Origin of the sequence: Xanthomonas sp. NCPPB 3569 (assembly GCF_041475645.2) — a bacterium.
Classification (GTDB): domain Bacteria; phylum Pseudomonadota; class Gammaproteobacteria; order Xanthomonadales; family Xanthomonadaceae; genus Xanthomonas; species Xanthomonas phaseoli.
Genome location: NZ_CM192969.1, coordinates 2,115,581 through 2,129,368 on the forward strand (window position 1 = coordinate 2,115,581; position 13,788 = coordinate 2,129,368).

The 13,788-nt window shown below is 64.7% G+C and carries 6 protein-coding genes; all 6 read right to left on the minus strand.

Annotated elements, in window-relative coordinates:
* Nucleotides 1-183 precede the first annotated feature (183 nt).
* Nucleotides 184-1,926, minus strand: coding sequence for a GH35 family beta-galactosidase GalD (galD, locus tag ACCQ03_RS09085; RefSeq protein ID WP_057679923.1), 1,743 nt, complete (start codon nt 1,924-1,926; stop codon nt 184-186).
* An 11-nt stretch (nt 1,927-1,937) separates the two neighbouring features.
* A complete protein-coding gene (locus ACCQ03_RS09090) occupies nt 1,938-3,854 on the minus strand; it encodes a sialate O-acetylesterase (RefSeq protein ID WP_209226297.1) in 1,917 nt (638 codons plus the stop codon).
* Between the two features lie 88 nt (nt 3,855-3,942).
* Nucleotides 3,943-6,198, minus strand: a complete 2,256-nt coding sequence (locus tag ACCQ03_RS09095) for a hypothetical protein (RefSeq protein ID WP_057679921.1) — start codon at nt 6,196-6,198, stop codon at nt 3,943-3,945.
* A 111-nt stretch (nt 6,199-6,309) separates the two neighbouring features.
* A complete protein-coding gene (locus tag ACCQ03_RS09100; RefSeq protein WP_057679920.1) occupies nt 6,310-9,030 on the minus strand; it encodes a TonB-dependent receptor in 2,721 nt (906 codons plus the stop codon).
* Between the two features lie 338 nt (nt 9,031-9,368).
* Nucleotides 9,369-12,305, minus strand: coding sequence for a TonB-dependent receptor (locus ACCQ03_RS09105; RefSeq protein WP_057679919.1), 2,937 nt, complete (start codon nt 12,303-12,305; stop codon nt 9,369-9,371).
* Nucleotides 12,306-12,560: 255 nt separating this feature from the next.
* Nucleotides 12,561-13,532 carry a LysR family transcriptional regulator gene (locus tag ACCQ03_RS09110; RefSeq protein ID WP_003481928.1) on the minus strand — a complete coding sequence of 324 codons (972 nt, stop codon included), beginning with the start codon at nt 13,530-13,532 and terminating at the stop codon, nt 12,561-12,563.
* Between the last annotated feature and the right edge of the window lie 256 nt (nt 13,533-13,788).

Here is a 13,788-nt window from a genome sequence, read left to right on the forward strand (position 1 = left end):
CTCCCTTTGAATTGCGAAACAGGCTGCGGGGGCAGCGCTGCGTGGTCTTGATGATGATGTGGTCGACGCGTTGCGGGCAGTCGTCCGGTGGGCGTGGTAGCGGCAGGTGCAGCGGTGCACCCTGCCGCGTCGCTCGCATCCGCTGCGCCGGCATGACGTCGGCGCAGCGGGTGTCACCGGCCCTTACTTGAACGTGGCGAGCTTGATCTTGAGCAGCTGCGGCGCGCTGGAGAAGTTGACGCCGTAGTCGGTCTGGTCGCCATTCCAATTGCGCACGAACTTCCAGTCTGTGCCTTCATAGACGCCCTCTTCGACGCGGTCGTAAATCATGTTGGCGGTCGCTTCGCTGGCCGGGTGCAGGGTCACGCGCGCGTGGTAGCCGGTGACCAGGAACTCGTCCGGCCCCAGCTCTGCGATCAGCGCAGCGCCGATCGGTTCCGGGTTGCCCGGCGGCTCGCCCTTGAACCAGAACTGCGGCACACCGTAAGTGATGGTGGCGCTCCAGCGGTCGTTGAGCTTGAGCTCCTGCACGGCCTGGCCGGGTTCTTCGGCAGTGCCATGCAGCTTGCCTTCCGAAGCGGCCTTGGCGAACGGGCGCATGCCACGCTTGACCAGATCGAAGCCCAGCGCAAACGGCGCCAGGGTTTCTTCGTTGACGTGCTTGGCACCCAGCGGATAGTTGGAATAACGCGTGTAATCCATGCCGAACGCCGACCAGCCGATGCCGTCATGGCCCAGCGTCGGGAACAGGTAGCGCGCGTACTCGGGGCGGTTGCCGGTTTCGGCGACGAACAAGGCATTGTCCGGGCGTGCGTAACGTTCCAGCACCGTGGTGTACATGCGGTATTCGGGCATGTAGATGTCCGGCGCCAGCAGGTCGATATGCGGTCCGGCCGCCTTCCATACATCCAGCACGTTGTCGGTGGGGCCACCGCTGGCGTACTGGCCGGGCTGGCCCGGATTGAACGGGCCACGCAGCGCGGCGTTGACGTACATCGGCAACGGATAGGCGGCCTTGCCGGCTTCGGTCACCTGGTCGATGTAGCGGCCGATCGACCAGGCATGGAAGAACTCATCGGCATCGGCACCGAACACCTGCGTCCAGGTGCCCGGCTGCTTGTTCATGCGCTTGAGCAATTGCTCCGGCACCGGGCCGTCGAACAGCTTCTGCGCCATCGGCGAGAAGTCGCGCACGCTGCCGTAGGTGCCCGCCTCGTTCTCCGGCTGGATCATGATCACGGTGTGCTGCGGGTCCACCTGTTTCAGGTGCTGCATGAAGGCGACGAATGCCTTGCGGTCGGCATCCAGGGTGGCCTGCGCATGCGGCGACAGCGAGCCGATCGACTTGCCTTCGCGCGTCACCACGCGCGGGAAACGCTGGTTGTCGGTCTTGACCCAATGCGGCGCGTACTGCGGGCCGTTGTTCTTCCAGGTTGCAAACCACAGCAGCACCAGCCGCACCTTGTGTTCGCGCGCCTGGGTGAGCAGCGTATCGACAAAGGAAAAATCGAACCTGCCTTCTTCCGGCTCCACCTGTTCCCAGGCGATCGGCACCTGCACGGTGTTGGGGCCCAGCACCTGCATGGCCGGCCACACCTTGTCCATGATGCCGGGGTAGTTGCTGGAGTTGTTGACCTGCGCGCCCAGGATCAGGAACGGCGCACCGTCGACCATCAACGCATGCTTGCCATCCTTGCTGACGAATTGCGGCATCGGGGTCTGTGCAGCCGGCGCCTGCGCATTGGCCGGCGTTGCCGCAACGGTGCTTGCAGCAGGGGTGGTTGCGGCAGGTTTGCCGGCATCGCCCTTGTCGCCAGATTGGCAGGCAGCCAGGGCCAGCGTCAGCGCGGACAGCAGCAGCGGACGCAGGCAACGGCGTGCGTTGGAATGGGAAATGGCACGTGCAACGGGGGAATGCATGGACATAAGGCTCCGTGTCACCAGGTATCGGTGCGGAAGGGGGAAACAGGAAGGGCGTCGCGATTGATCAGATTGGCGTCGTTCGGGTTCTCGCTCCAGCCGTAGCGCACGGCGACCGGTGCGGCGACCGCATCGCTGCGCACGATCACGCGATCGCCCTCGATCTGCGCGGTGGCCGGGTGGAAACGTTGATCGGCACCTGCAATACGAAAGCCCTGCACGGCACCACCGCCACGCACCTGCAGCGCACTGCCCTGCAAGTCGAAGCTCAGCACCGCCTTGCCGTCGTCAAAGCGCGCGCGCTCGAACACCGGCGCGCTGTACACCAACGTTTCGCCATAGGCCACATGCCGCGCTGCCAGCGCCAGGCGATGACCGACATCGCGCTTGTTGGTGGGATGGATATCGGTGGGATTGCCGATGTCGATGATCACCTCCTGCCCGGTTGCCGGCAGCGCCAGCGTCTTGGACTGCGATTCGCGCAACAGCGCCCACGGACTCAGCTCGCCCGCGTCGCCACCGGCCTTGAAGTTGGCCAGCTGCACCCACAGGAACGGCAGCGCCTTGTCGCCGCGCTCGACACGCCATTGCTGGATCATCGCCGCGAACTGCTCGCGGTATTTCACCGCGCCGGTATCGGTGGCATTGGTTTCGCCCTGGTACCAGATCACGCCCTTGACCGGGAACGGCTGCAGCGGATGGATCATCTGGTTGTACAGCAGCGTGGGCAGCTGATTCTTGTTGTCGGCCAACGACACCCGCACCGCAGCCGGGCGGAATTTCCAACCGCCCAGCGCACGCTTGGCACCGGTGCTGGTCTGCACGAAGCGCTGCTCATCCGGGCCATGCATGCCGCCACCGCCGCTGAGGTCTTCCACGCGGACCGCAATGTGGTTGACGCCGGCCTTGAGCGCCGCAGCCGGCACCGGATACACGCGTGGCAGGTTCCATTGCTTTTCGGTGCTGCCGACCTGCTGGCCGTTGACGTAGGTGGTATCCGAATCGTCGATCTGGCCCACGCCCAAGGTGATGCCGGCCTTGGCCTCGGCAGCGCTGAGCGTCAAGGTGGTGCGATACCAGGCGATGCCGTCCATGCCGTCGTAGCCGCTGGATTCCCATTGCTTGGTGACCGGGATGCTGTCCCAATCGCTGTCGTCGAACGCCGCTTGGCGCCATTGCGGCATCTCGCCCTCCACCTTGGGCCAGCGCGCGATGCGCTTGCCGGTGGCCGCCTGCGCTGCGGCGTCGCGTTGCTTGATCGCCTCGATCGCGCCCTGGTTCTGATCGGCACTCAGGCCCAATGACGCAGCGTCCATCCACGCTTCGATCGCGCTGCCGCCCCAGGTGCTGTTGACGATGCCGATCGGCACGCCGGTGCTGGCGCGCAGCTCCTTGGCGAAGAAATAGCCAACCGCGGTGAACTCACCGGCGCTTGCAGGCGTTGCGGCCTTCCACTCGCCACCGGTCAGGCGCGCCTGCGGCTGCACCGACCACGACTTGGGCACCTTGAAATGCCGCAGCTGCGCATCGTTGGCCGCGGCCACCGCTTGCGGGCCGTCGCTGGCCTGGGCCAACGGCCATTCCATGTTCGATTGCCCGCTGGCCAGCCACACATCGCCAACCAGCACATCGCGCACCTGCAGCTCGCCCCCGTCGCCCTGCACACGCAGCATGTAGGGGCCACCGGCTGCGTGCGCAGGCAGCTTGACCTTCCATTGCCCTGTTGCGTCGGCCTTGGCGGAGGCGCGCTTGCCGTCGAAGCTGACCGTGATCGCGGCATTGGGCGAAGACCAGCCCCACACCGGCATCGGCTGATCGCGCTGCAGCACCGCGCCATCGGCAAACAGCAGCGGCAGCGTCGGCACCGCCCAGGCGCACGGACTTGCCAGCACCAGGCCCAGCAAGCAGCCACGACGAACGAAAGAAGCGGTCATGCAGTGATCTCCAAAGTCGGCGCAGCCAGGCGGCGCACAGCGCCGTACACGGTAAGACAGCGCGATGACACGCGCAGCGATGCGACGCTCATCGTGGATCGCCATAGAAGATGCCACGGCCACCGGTGGCAAAGTACACGCGGCCGGCAATACGCGGGTCGCCGGTCACGCTATACGGCTTGCCGAAGCGATGGGCATCGTCGTTGAGACGTCGCCAATGCGCGCCCTCGTCATCGGAGCGGAAGATGCCATCCACGCCGGCTACGCGTCCGGCCAGATACAGGGCTGGCGGCGCGCCGGCACGCAGCGCCTTGCCGATGCCCAACGAGCGCGCTTCATCGGGTCTGGAAAGCGTGCGCAACTGGCCGTTGTGCCAGCGCATCACGCCCAGCGTCGGGCTGGCCAGATACACCACACCCGCACGCCATGGGTCGGGCCGCAGCTGCGGGCGCGCACGTTCATCGCGGGCCGGGCTGCCGACCTGCTGCCCGGTATCGCGAAAGCTGGCCGCGCCATCGCGGCTCTCGTACAGCCGCCCACTCACCCGATCGGCCGCGTACCAGCGCTGTGCATCGACGCGGTCGGCCACCACGACCGCGGTGTCGGGCAAGCCCTGCACGCGCTGCCAGTGCTTGCCGACATCGCCGGTGCGCCATACCCCGCCCTGCTCCGGTGCCCACACCACCTGGGCTGCATCGGCGGCGATGGCAATGGTGCCGGCCCCCTGCCCGCGCGGTGGTTCGCTGGCGAACGCGCTCCAGTGCGTGCCACCGTCCTGCGAATACAGCGCGCGGATCTCGTTGTTGCGGCGATCGCGCACGGTGCCGCTGCGCACCACCCACTGCGGCGCCTGGCCGGCGGCATCGAGACTCTCGCCGTTGGTCAGGCGCGGGCCCAGATACTGCAATTGTGCGGTGTCCAACGCGTCATGCCGGAAGCCATCGATATCGCCCAGCGCACTGAGCAGATGCGCGCCGGCCATCGGGCTGAGCAGATCCAGCGGCACGGTTTCTTCCAGCCCTCGGTCCTGGAACCACCACTGCAACGGCTGCTGCGTTGAAAACGTCTGCAGATTGCGCGAGGCCCAGATGCCATAGCCGGTGACGAACAAGGCGTGGTTGCTGGCGAACGGATCGATCGCCAACGCGCCTATCCAGTGCGGTGTTGCGTGCGCGGTCCACGGCGCGGCGCTGTGATCGAACTGCGCACCGGCCAGCAGCGGCGCCCAGCTACGCCCGCCATCGCGGCTGCGAAATATCTCATCGCGCGGCGTGCGGCGGCGGAACGTGCTGGCCAGCAGCACCTGCGGATGCTGCGGATCCACCGCCACCGCGCCCCAGCCGAAGCCATCGCCGCTGGCGGGTTGCGGGATCGGGCTGATCTCGCGCCAGCGGCTCTGCGCCGCATCGTAGTTCCACAGCGCGCCACCGGCCATCAGGTCCGGGCCGGGGTGATCGCCATAACTCACATACCACTGCCCAGCCTTGCCACCGACCATGTGGTTGGGGCGCAACCCTTTGGGTTGCCCGGCCACGGGCGACCAGGTGCGCCCCGCATCTTCGGAGACGTACAGGCTGGTCTGCGCAGTGGAAACGCCCACATAGATGCGGGGTGTCGCAGCGCCGGTCCGGCCGCTGGCGGCATCGAAGACCACGAAGGCGATGCCCACGGCCTGTTCGCTTCCCACATGGTTGCGCGCGGTGGCGCCTGCCAATGCATCGGTCGGAAACGTCTCCACCCGCGCCCAGTGCGCGCCACGATCGTCACTGCGCCACAGGCCTGCATCCCGCGAACCCAGCAACAGCACACGGCCGTCGTGCGGGTCCACCGCCAGCCGCTCGCCGTTGGCGCGGCCCAATTGATTGCCACCGAGCTTGAACGGCAACTCGGCGCGTTCGAAATGCTTACCGCGATCGAACGAACGCAACACCGCCGCATTGCCGGCGCGTTCGTGCATGTAGGTGCCGGCAGCCAGATACAGCGCGTTCGGGTCGGCAGGATCGACCGCGAAGGCGTCGATTCCCATCAGGTTCCAGTCGTCGGCCCCCAACCAGTCGGTCAGCGCAACCCACTGCTGCGCCTGCGCGTCCCAGCGATAGGCACCACCGACATCGGTGCGTGCATAGGCGAGATCGCGTTCGGCGGGATGAAACAGCACGCCGGTGACGAAGCCGCCCCCGCCGATGGCCACGCTGCGCCACTGGTACGGTTCTGGCGTGCCGGGCTCGTCCGCAGCGACGCTGGACGTCATGAACAGCACCACCAGCGTCAGGCAGACCGCAGTCAGCCACGCACGTGCTGCAGAAAAACGGCGCTTAGTAGGCGGATCGATCACGGCGATCATTCCTCCGGCTCCCCTCGCGATCGATGGCCTGGCCATCGATAGGAAAAACACCGGCCCAACGAGCTGCCTGCACAGCTCGCCGGACCGGCGACGCACTTCCTACGGCGCGTTCTACAGGCTGGCCCGCAACGTCAGGCCATACCGACGATCGTTGATCACGAAATCGCGGTAGCGCGACTCGACACCCAGGTAGCTCTCGCGGCGGGTATCGAGCAGATTCACGCCATCGAGCGAAATCGACCACACATCATTGATGTTGAAACGCAGCGAGGCATCCAGCTGGCCGAAGCCCTTGTTGTAGACCGGCAGGTTGCCGGTACCGTTGCCCGCGGTGGTCACCAGCCAGTCGCTGCGCCAGTTGTAGGCCACACGGCCCTGGAAGCGCGACGTTTCGTAGCTGAGGATCGCGTTGTAGCTGTTCTTGGACAGGCCCTCCAGCGGCACCGTCAGCGACTGGCCGTTGGTGTCGGTGGCCGTGGGGCTCGGCGCCTCGCTGTCGACGTAGGTGTAGTTGGTCTGCAGGCCGAAGCCGCTCAACCAGCCCGGCAGGAAGTCGAAGAACTGCGTGTAACCCAGTTCCGCGCCGCGAATCTTGCCCGAATCGCCATTGACCGGCCGAGTGATCTGCCACACCTGGCCGTCGTACACCTCGTTGAAGACGGCATTGGCGATGAAGCCTTCCACCTTCTTGTAGAACACGGTGCCGTACATCATCGAGCCCTGGCCGAAGTACCACTCCAGCGCGGTGTCGAACTGGTCGGCCTTGACCGCTTCCAGGCTCGGGTTACCTGCGGTGCCGGTGAAGGTCGAAGCGCCGTTGGAGGTGCCGGTGCTCAGGCTCAGGTTCGGGTTGAGCTTGTCGAAGGTGGGACGCGAGATGCCACGCGAGGCGGCAAAGCGCCACTGCAGCTGATCGCTCAGCATCCAGCGCAGGTTCAAGCTCGGCAGCACGTCGGTGTAGGTCTGCTGTGCATCCACCGGAATCAGACCGCCGCCTTCAGCGTCGGTGCCGGTGCGCACGCCCTGCGAGCCCACTTCGGTACGCACCACGCGCACGCCGATGTTGCCGTCAAACGGAATGTCGCCATCCACGCCGAAGCGCAGCACGCCGTAGGCCGCGTAGGTCTTCTCGTTCTGCGTATTGATGTTGTTGGGCGCAAATTCCAACGGGCTGGCACCGAAGGCGGCCAAGGTCTGCTGATAGTTTGCCACTGCCGCATCGGATGCCGTCAGGGTCGGCCCGAAGGCGTGACTCTGGCCGCGGAAGAAATCGGTGATCGGATTGGTCATCACACCGATGCCCGGGTACTGCGAAAACGGCGCGCCATTGCAGTTGTTGATGCACATGAAGCGATAAATGTTGCCCTTGGTCTCGGCATCGCGGTCGGTGTAACGCACACCGGCCTTGAAGCTGCGCACGAAGTCGCTGTCGAAGGCCAGATCCATATCCGAACGCCAGGCGAATTCGGTGCCCTTGTTGTCGTCCTTGTTGTCCAGGTGATAGCGCCAACCGTTGTAGTTGTTGACGTCGGCCAGATAGCCTTCCGCACCGCTGGCGTCGGTCACCGACAAGCGCGGCAGATCGCCACGGAAATCGACGTTGAACTGCGGGCTGGTGACCTGACCGGTGGACAGGATGTAGCGCGTGCCGGTGGTGGTGGCATCGACATACTGGAAGTCGGTGCTCAGGGTCAGCTTTTCGTTGACCGTCCACTTGGCGCCCAACGAATAATCGGTGGTCACCGAATGCCGCTCGGTCAGGCTGGTATTGGATTCGGTCGGCACGTTCTGGAACGAGCCGTTGACGAACTCGTTGCGGCTGTTGACCTGGATGCCGGGCAAGCCCTGCATCGGGTTGGCGCCGGTAAGCGCGAAGAACGAATAATCGTGCCAGCTGAAGTCGTAGTCCGAACGCAGCACCTGCGTATAGACCTCCACCGCATCGTTCGGACGCCACTGCATCGCAAACGCGCCGGTCTTGCGCTCGCGCTCGCCGACGGTGGTGTTGATGCCGGCGCCGTGCGGTACCGACACGCCCTGCCCTTCGTAGCCCGGCAGATCGGCCTGGGTGTACCACGGCTCGATCGAAATGGTGTCCTGACGGAACGGGCTCTTCTGCTGCGAGTAGTTCACCAGGATGCCGATCTCGCCGATGCCGGTCTGCCAGCGATCGCTGAACAGGCCCGAGAACGCCGGCTTGCCGTCGTCGGCGAGGTCGTAATAGTTGTACTGCACGCTACCGGCGATCTTGCGGCCGTCGTAGTCGAACGGCAGACGCGTGCGCAGGTCGACCGTACCGCCCAGGCCACCTTCGATCATGTCGGCAGACGGATTCTTGTAGACGTTGACGCCGCCGAGCAATTCGGCAGACACGTCTTCGAAGCTCAGCCCACGGCCGTCGTTGGCGGTAAAGATGTCGCGGCCATTGAGCTCGGTGCGCACCTGGGTGAGGCCGCGAATGGCGATCGAGCTGCCTTCGCCGTAGTTGCGCGAAATCTGGATGCCGGAAATGCGCTGCAGCGCTTCGGCCACGTTGTTGTCGGGCAGCTTGCCGATGTCTTCGGCAACGATGGAATCGACGATCTGCTCTGCGTTCTGCTTGACCAGCTGCGCCTTGGTCACGCTGCTGCGGGTGCCGGTGACCTGCACGGTGTCCAGCTGTTGCGTCGTCGCGTCAGATGCCGGCGCGGCAGTGGTGGTCGCATCCTGCGCATAGGCCTGCGCGCTCAGCAGCGTGGCCACACTGATGGCCATCACGGAGCGGCGGAAATCGCGGATCGAACGCTGACCCACAGTCCGGCCTGCCGGAATGTGGCGATGTTGCACTGACATGGTGCTCCCTCCCAGGACGCATGTACTTCTAGTTTTTAGCGGGCCGGTGCGCGAGCGCCCTACCCGTCGTTGGTGCTGGCTTGGCATCTGCCGACGGCAAGGCCGTGGCTGCGAAGATGCGGTGTAAACCCGAGCGGGCTTACGTGCTAGCTGCGGCCGGAGCATAGGGCCCGGCCGTCATGCCGGACCAATGAAATATTCCTGGAAAGGTATTCGCTAAACCTATAACAACCCTGGAAAACGCGGCAACTCTGGCATCGCAAGGTCATAGCACGGATTTGAACGTGGCGGGCTCAACTCTGAGAGCCCGCGCACGTCGCCTGCGTGATCGCCCGCACTTACCAGTTCATGCGCAGCACCAGCGAGTAACGCCGGTCGTTGACGAACCAGCTGCGCGTGTACAGATGGTTGTCCACCTCACCGTCGGTGTAGGACGTCGGCCCCATCAACACCTTGGTCACCCTATTGGTCAGGTTGTTGGCCTGCACGCCGAGTTGCACATGCGGATTGAAGCGGTAGAACGCCGAGGCGTCGAGCTGGCCATAATCGTCCGACCAGGTCGGCAACTTGGTCGACACGTCGCTGGCGGTGAGCAGGTAGCGCGAACGCCAGTTGTAGGCCAGGCGCAACGAAAGCGGTCCTTTCTCGTATATGCCGGCCAGGTTGTAGCTGCGCCGCGACAGGCCTTCCAGCGGCAGGCTCACACCGGTGACGGTGGTCTGGGTGTACGGGTCGGTGGCGGTGTTCACGCCGCCGCTGCTGTCGACGAAGGTGAAGTTGGCATTGACGCCGAACCCGCTCAGCCAACCCGGCCATGAATCGAAGAACTGCGTGTAGCCGTATTCGAAACCGCGGATGCGCCCCTTGTCCATGTTGTACGGACGCGTCACCAGCCAGTCCTGCCCGCCGTAGTTTTCGGTGACGGTCTGGTTGGAGAAGTAGTCTTTGACGCTCTTGTAGAACAACGTCAGGTACATCATGTCGCTGGTGTCGAAGTACCACTCCAGCGCGGTGTCGTACTGATTGGCCTTCATCGGCTGCAGATTCGGATTGCCGGCAGTACCGGTCCACCTGGACACCGTGCCGTTGGATTCGGTGTTTGCCGCGAGCAGCAGGTACGGCTGCAATTGCGTGTAGTCCGGGCGCGCCATCGCCTTGGACGCGGCGATACGCCACTGCAGCGCGTCGGAGAACTTGAAGCGCATGTTGAAGCTCGGCAGCACGTTGGTGTAGCTGCCCTTGGCGTTGTTGGCGAAGTACTGCCCGGTGTATTGCTCGCGCAGCTCCTCCGAACCCGCGCTTCCCGACAGGTCGGGGAACTGGCCGTAGCCATTGGCCTCGGTCTTGGTCTGCACGATGCGCACGCCGATATTGCCGTCTACCGGCACGCCCAGCGCTTCGTCGTTGCCGAAGTACATCACTGCGTAGGCGGCCTGGGTGCGTTCGAACTGGCGATTGATGTCCTGCAGCTGGTACTTGTCCGGCGCCCAGCCCGAGCCGCGCAGCGCCACGATCTGCTCGATCATCTTCGAGGTACCGGCGTAGTCCTTGACCGCGGCGTCGCTCGGAAAATACAGGCTGTTGGGCACATCGATCTTGCCGCGGAACAGATTGGAATACGAATACAGCTGCGAGGTGCCGGTCATGTAGGTGGCCAGATCGGCCAGTCCGGTCCCATTGGCGGTCCCGGGAATCTGCGCCCAGTTGTCGCTGATCACCCCCCAGTTATAGCCGGAGTTCTTGTTGATCTGGGTGCGGTCGGTGGCGCGGATGCCGGCACGGAAGGTCCGCAGCCAGGAACTGTCGTCGAATGCATACTCCAGGTCGAAGCGCGTGGCCAGCTCGCGGCCGCGATTCTTCGCCAGGTGGTCCATCGCCGCACTCCAGAAATAGTTGGAGGGGTTGCTGGTGTAGGTAGTGTTGGCAATCGCGACCGATGGATATTTGCCGCTCAGATCGAAGGTCAGGCCCGGCAGGTAGATCGAATCGAACAGGGTGAAGTCCAGCGAATCGCTTTCCGAGCGCACCAGCTGCATATCGCCGCGCACGGTGAGGTTGCTGGTGAGCTTGTGGGTAAAGCCACCGGACAAATCCGAGGTGGTCGTGCTCTGCTGTGCGTAGCGGTTGTTGGTGTAGAAGCGCACGCCATCGTTGCCGGTGACGTTGCCGCGCCAGGAACTGGAGGCCGGCGAGCCGCTGACGAAGCGGCCGTCGGCATCGTAGGTGAATTGCGTGCCGGGCGCCGGACCAATCGCGTTGGTGTCGTCGTTGAAGAACGCTGCGCGCTCCTGCCAGTTCATGTCGTAACTGGAACGCATGTACTGCACGTAGATTTCGGTGTCGTCGCTAGGCCGCCACTGGAACGCGCCGGCCACGCCATTGCGCTTGCGCTCGAAATCGAGCTGCCGCCAGTTGACGCCGCCGGGCACGTAGACCTTGTCGAAGCTGGTGCCTTCCAGCAGCGCCGCATCGGTGCGACGCACGAACGGCTCGACCTGGATGCCGTCGCTGCGGGTGGCCAGTTCCGAATGCGCCACATCCACCATCAAGCCCATCTCGCCGAGGCCGGTGTTCCAGCGATCGCTGAAGAGAAACGAACCCGATGGCTTGTAGGTCTTGCTGAAGTCGCCGTAGTTCACGTCGGCGGTCGCACCGATGACCCGGCCCGGCTGGTCGAACGGCATTCGCGTGCGCAGGTTGACCGTGCCACCCAGGCCGCCTTCGATGATCTCCGCCGACGGATTCTTGTAGACGTCCACGCCCGCCATCAGTTCGGCCGGCACATCCTCAAAGCTCAGACCGCGGCCACTGGCGGCGCTGAAGCTGTCGCGGCCATTGAGCTCGCCGCGCACCTGGGTCATGCCGCGAATCATCACGCCGCTGCCTTCGGCCGAGAAGTGGTCCGGATCGTTACGCGCCATGAAGTGATCGATGGTCACGCCGCTCACCCGTTGCAGGGTTTCGGTGACACTGCGGTCAGGCAGCGCACCGATGTCCTCGGCACTGACCGAATCGACGATCTGTTCGGCATCGTGCTTGATCGACTGCGACTTGATCAGGCTGGCGCGCACACCGCGCACTTCCACGGCGTCCAGGTCGGTGGCCTTGCTCGGGTTGCTCGAGGAGGCATTCTGGGACGACTGCGCCTGCTGCGCGTAGACCGGCGCAGCGAGCAAGAGCCCGATACTGACGGCCATGGCGGAACGGCGCAACGAAGGCAAACGACGGGCAAGCACGCCCGTACCTGCCGAGGCATGGCTGGAACACTGATACATCTGAATCCCTCCCAGGACGCAAGACGATTGAATCGGGTTGTCGCCGCGCAGACGCGCGGCGTGATCACGCAAAAAACGGGCGATGTCGCCCGTCAATTCCCTCCAGCAAGGCGGCTCGGCCGCCGATCGCGTGCCCGACGTTACGTGCGCTTCAGCGTGCGATCTGGTTCACACGTATAGGCGCACCGCGCAGCGCCAGCCAATGAAAATTTCACAGGCTGCTATTCCGCTGCGGAATAGCGATGGACGCACCGGTCAGGCAAGGGAGTCCGGCACGCGTAGCGCGGGATACAGACGTCGCGCAGTGGTGCGCAACGCCTGCAGAATGCGCTCGGCACCAGGCGGCAGGACGTAATCGCGGCGACGGATGATGCCGAACGATTCCATCCGCACGCCCAGTTCGATCGGCAGCACGGTGAGCAATTTCGCCTGGATCAACGGCGCCACCGATTCCACCGGCAGGGCGGTCAGCATGTCGGTGCCGCGCAGCAGGGTCGAGGTGACTGGCAGCGACGAGGTTTCGATGGCATTGGTCGGCGTCTGCACGCCGTGCTCCATGAACATCGAATCCAGGCGCGCGCGCAATACGCTGTCGGCGGGCGGCAAGATCCAGCCATGCCGTACCAGGTCCGCATGCTGCAGGCCGGCGCGGCTGGCCAGGGGGTGCCCGGCACGCGCAATCACCGAATGCGGCTCGTCGGCCAGCGGTTCGAACTCCAGCTCGCCCACCCCTTCCGGCCCCAGGATGCGCCCGATCACGATGTCCAATTGCCCGTCCAGCAACTTGGCCACCAGCGGACGGCTGTAGTCCATTTCCACACGCACCAGGATGTCCGGGAACTCGCGCTTGACCTCGGCGATGGCCTGCGGCACCAGATTGGTACCCGGATTGACCACCGTGCCGATCGAAGCCTGGCCCATGCGCCCGGCGCGTAGCGCGGCGATTTCTTCCTGCGCCCGCCCGATCTCCGACATTGCCGCACGCGCGCGCCGGATCAGCACGTGGCCATACCAGGTGGGTTCCACGCCACGGGCGTGTCGCTCGAACAGTTTCACTCCCAGCATGTCTTCCATTTCTGCCAGCAATTTGGACGCGGCCGGTTGCGTCATGCTGGCGGCCTCAGCCGCGCGCAGCACCGAGCGCTGTTCGTGCAAATGCAGCAGTAGCAAGAGCTGGCGCGTCTTGAGGCGGGCTGCGTTGAACCAGGGAGTACCGGAATTTGCCATAGCGTGCGGTTGCGGCCGTGTATTCGTCGGAGGAATAGAATATGCCGAAAATTTCATTTGCAGCACATATCTCCCCGCGCGAGGCTATCGAACGCCGCAGCAGGAGCCCCTACCTCCCGGGCGCGGTGAGAACAGACGTGACCCGCCCGTCCCCGGGTGGCAACACGCACGCCCTACACGCGGAGGTGGACGACGATGACGGCATCATGCCCGCCGATTGCAGGCCGTAGGACGGCGCATGCATGTACAGGCGGCA

Bases quoted from the DNA above. Each gene is read 5' to 3' on its own strand.
- ACCQ03_RS09090 (WP_209226297.1), bottom strand. From the start codon at position 3,854: ATGACCGCTTCTTTCGTTCGTCGTGGCTGCTTGCTGGGCCTGGTGCTG.
- ACCQ03_RS09110 (WP_003481928.1), bottom strand. From the start codon at position 13,532: ATGGCAAATTCCGGTACTCCCTGGTTCAACGCAGCCCGCCTCAAGACG.
- galD (WP_057679923.1), bottom strand. From the start codon at position 1,926: ATGTCCATGCATTCCCCCGTTGCACGTGCCATTTCCCATTCCAACGCA.
- ACCQ03_RS09105 (WP_057679919.1), bottom strand. From the start codon at position 12,305: ATGTATCAGTGTTCCAGCCATGCCTCGGCAGGTACGGGCGTGCTTGCC.
- ACCQ03_RS09095 (WP_057679921.1), bottom strand. From the start codon at position 6,198: ATGATCGCCGTGATCGATCCGCCTACTAAGCGCCGTTTTTCTGCAGCA.
- ACCQ03_RS09100 (WP_057679920.1), bottom strand. From the start codon at position 9,030: ATGTCAGTGCAACATCGCCACATTCCGGCAGGCCGGACTGTGGGTCAG.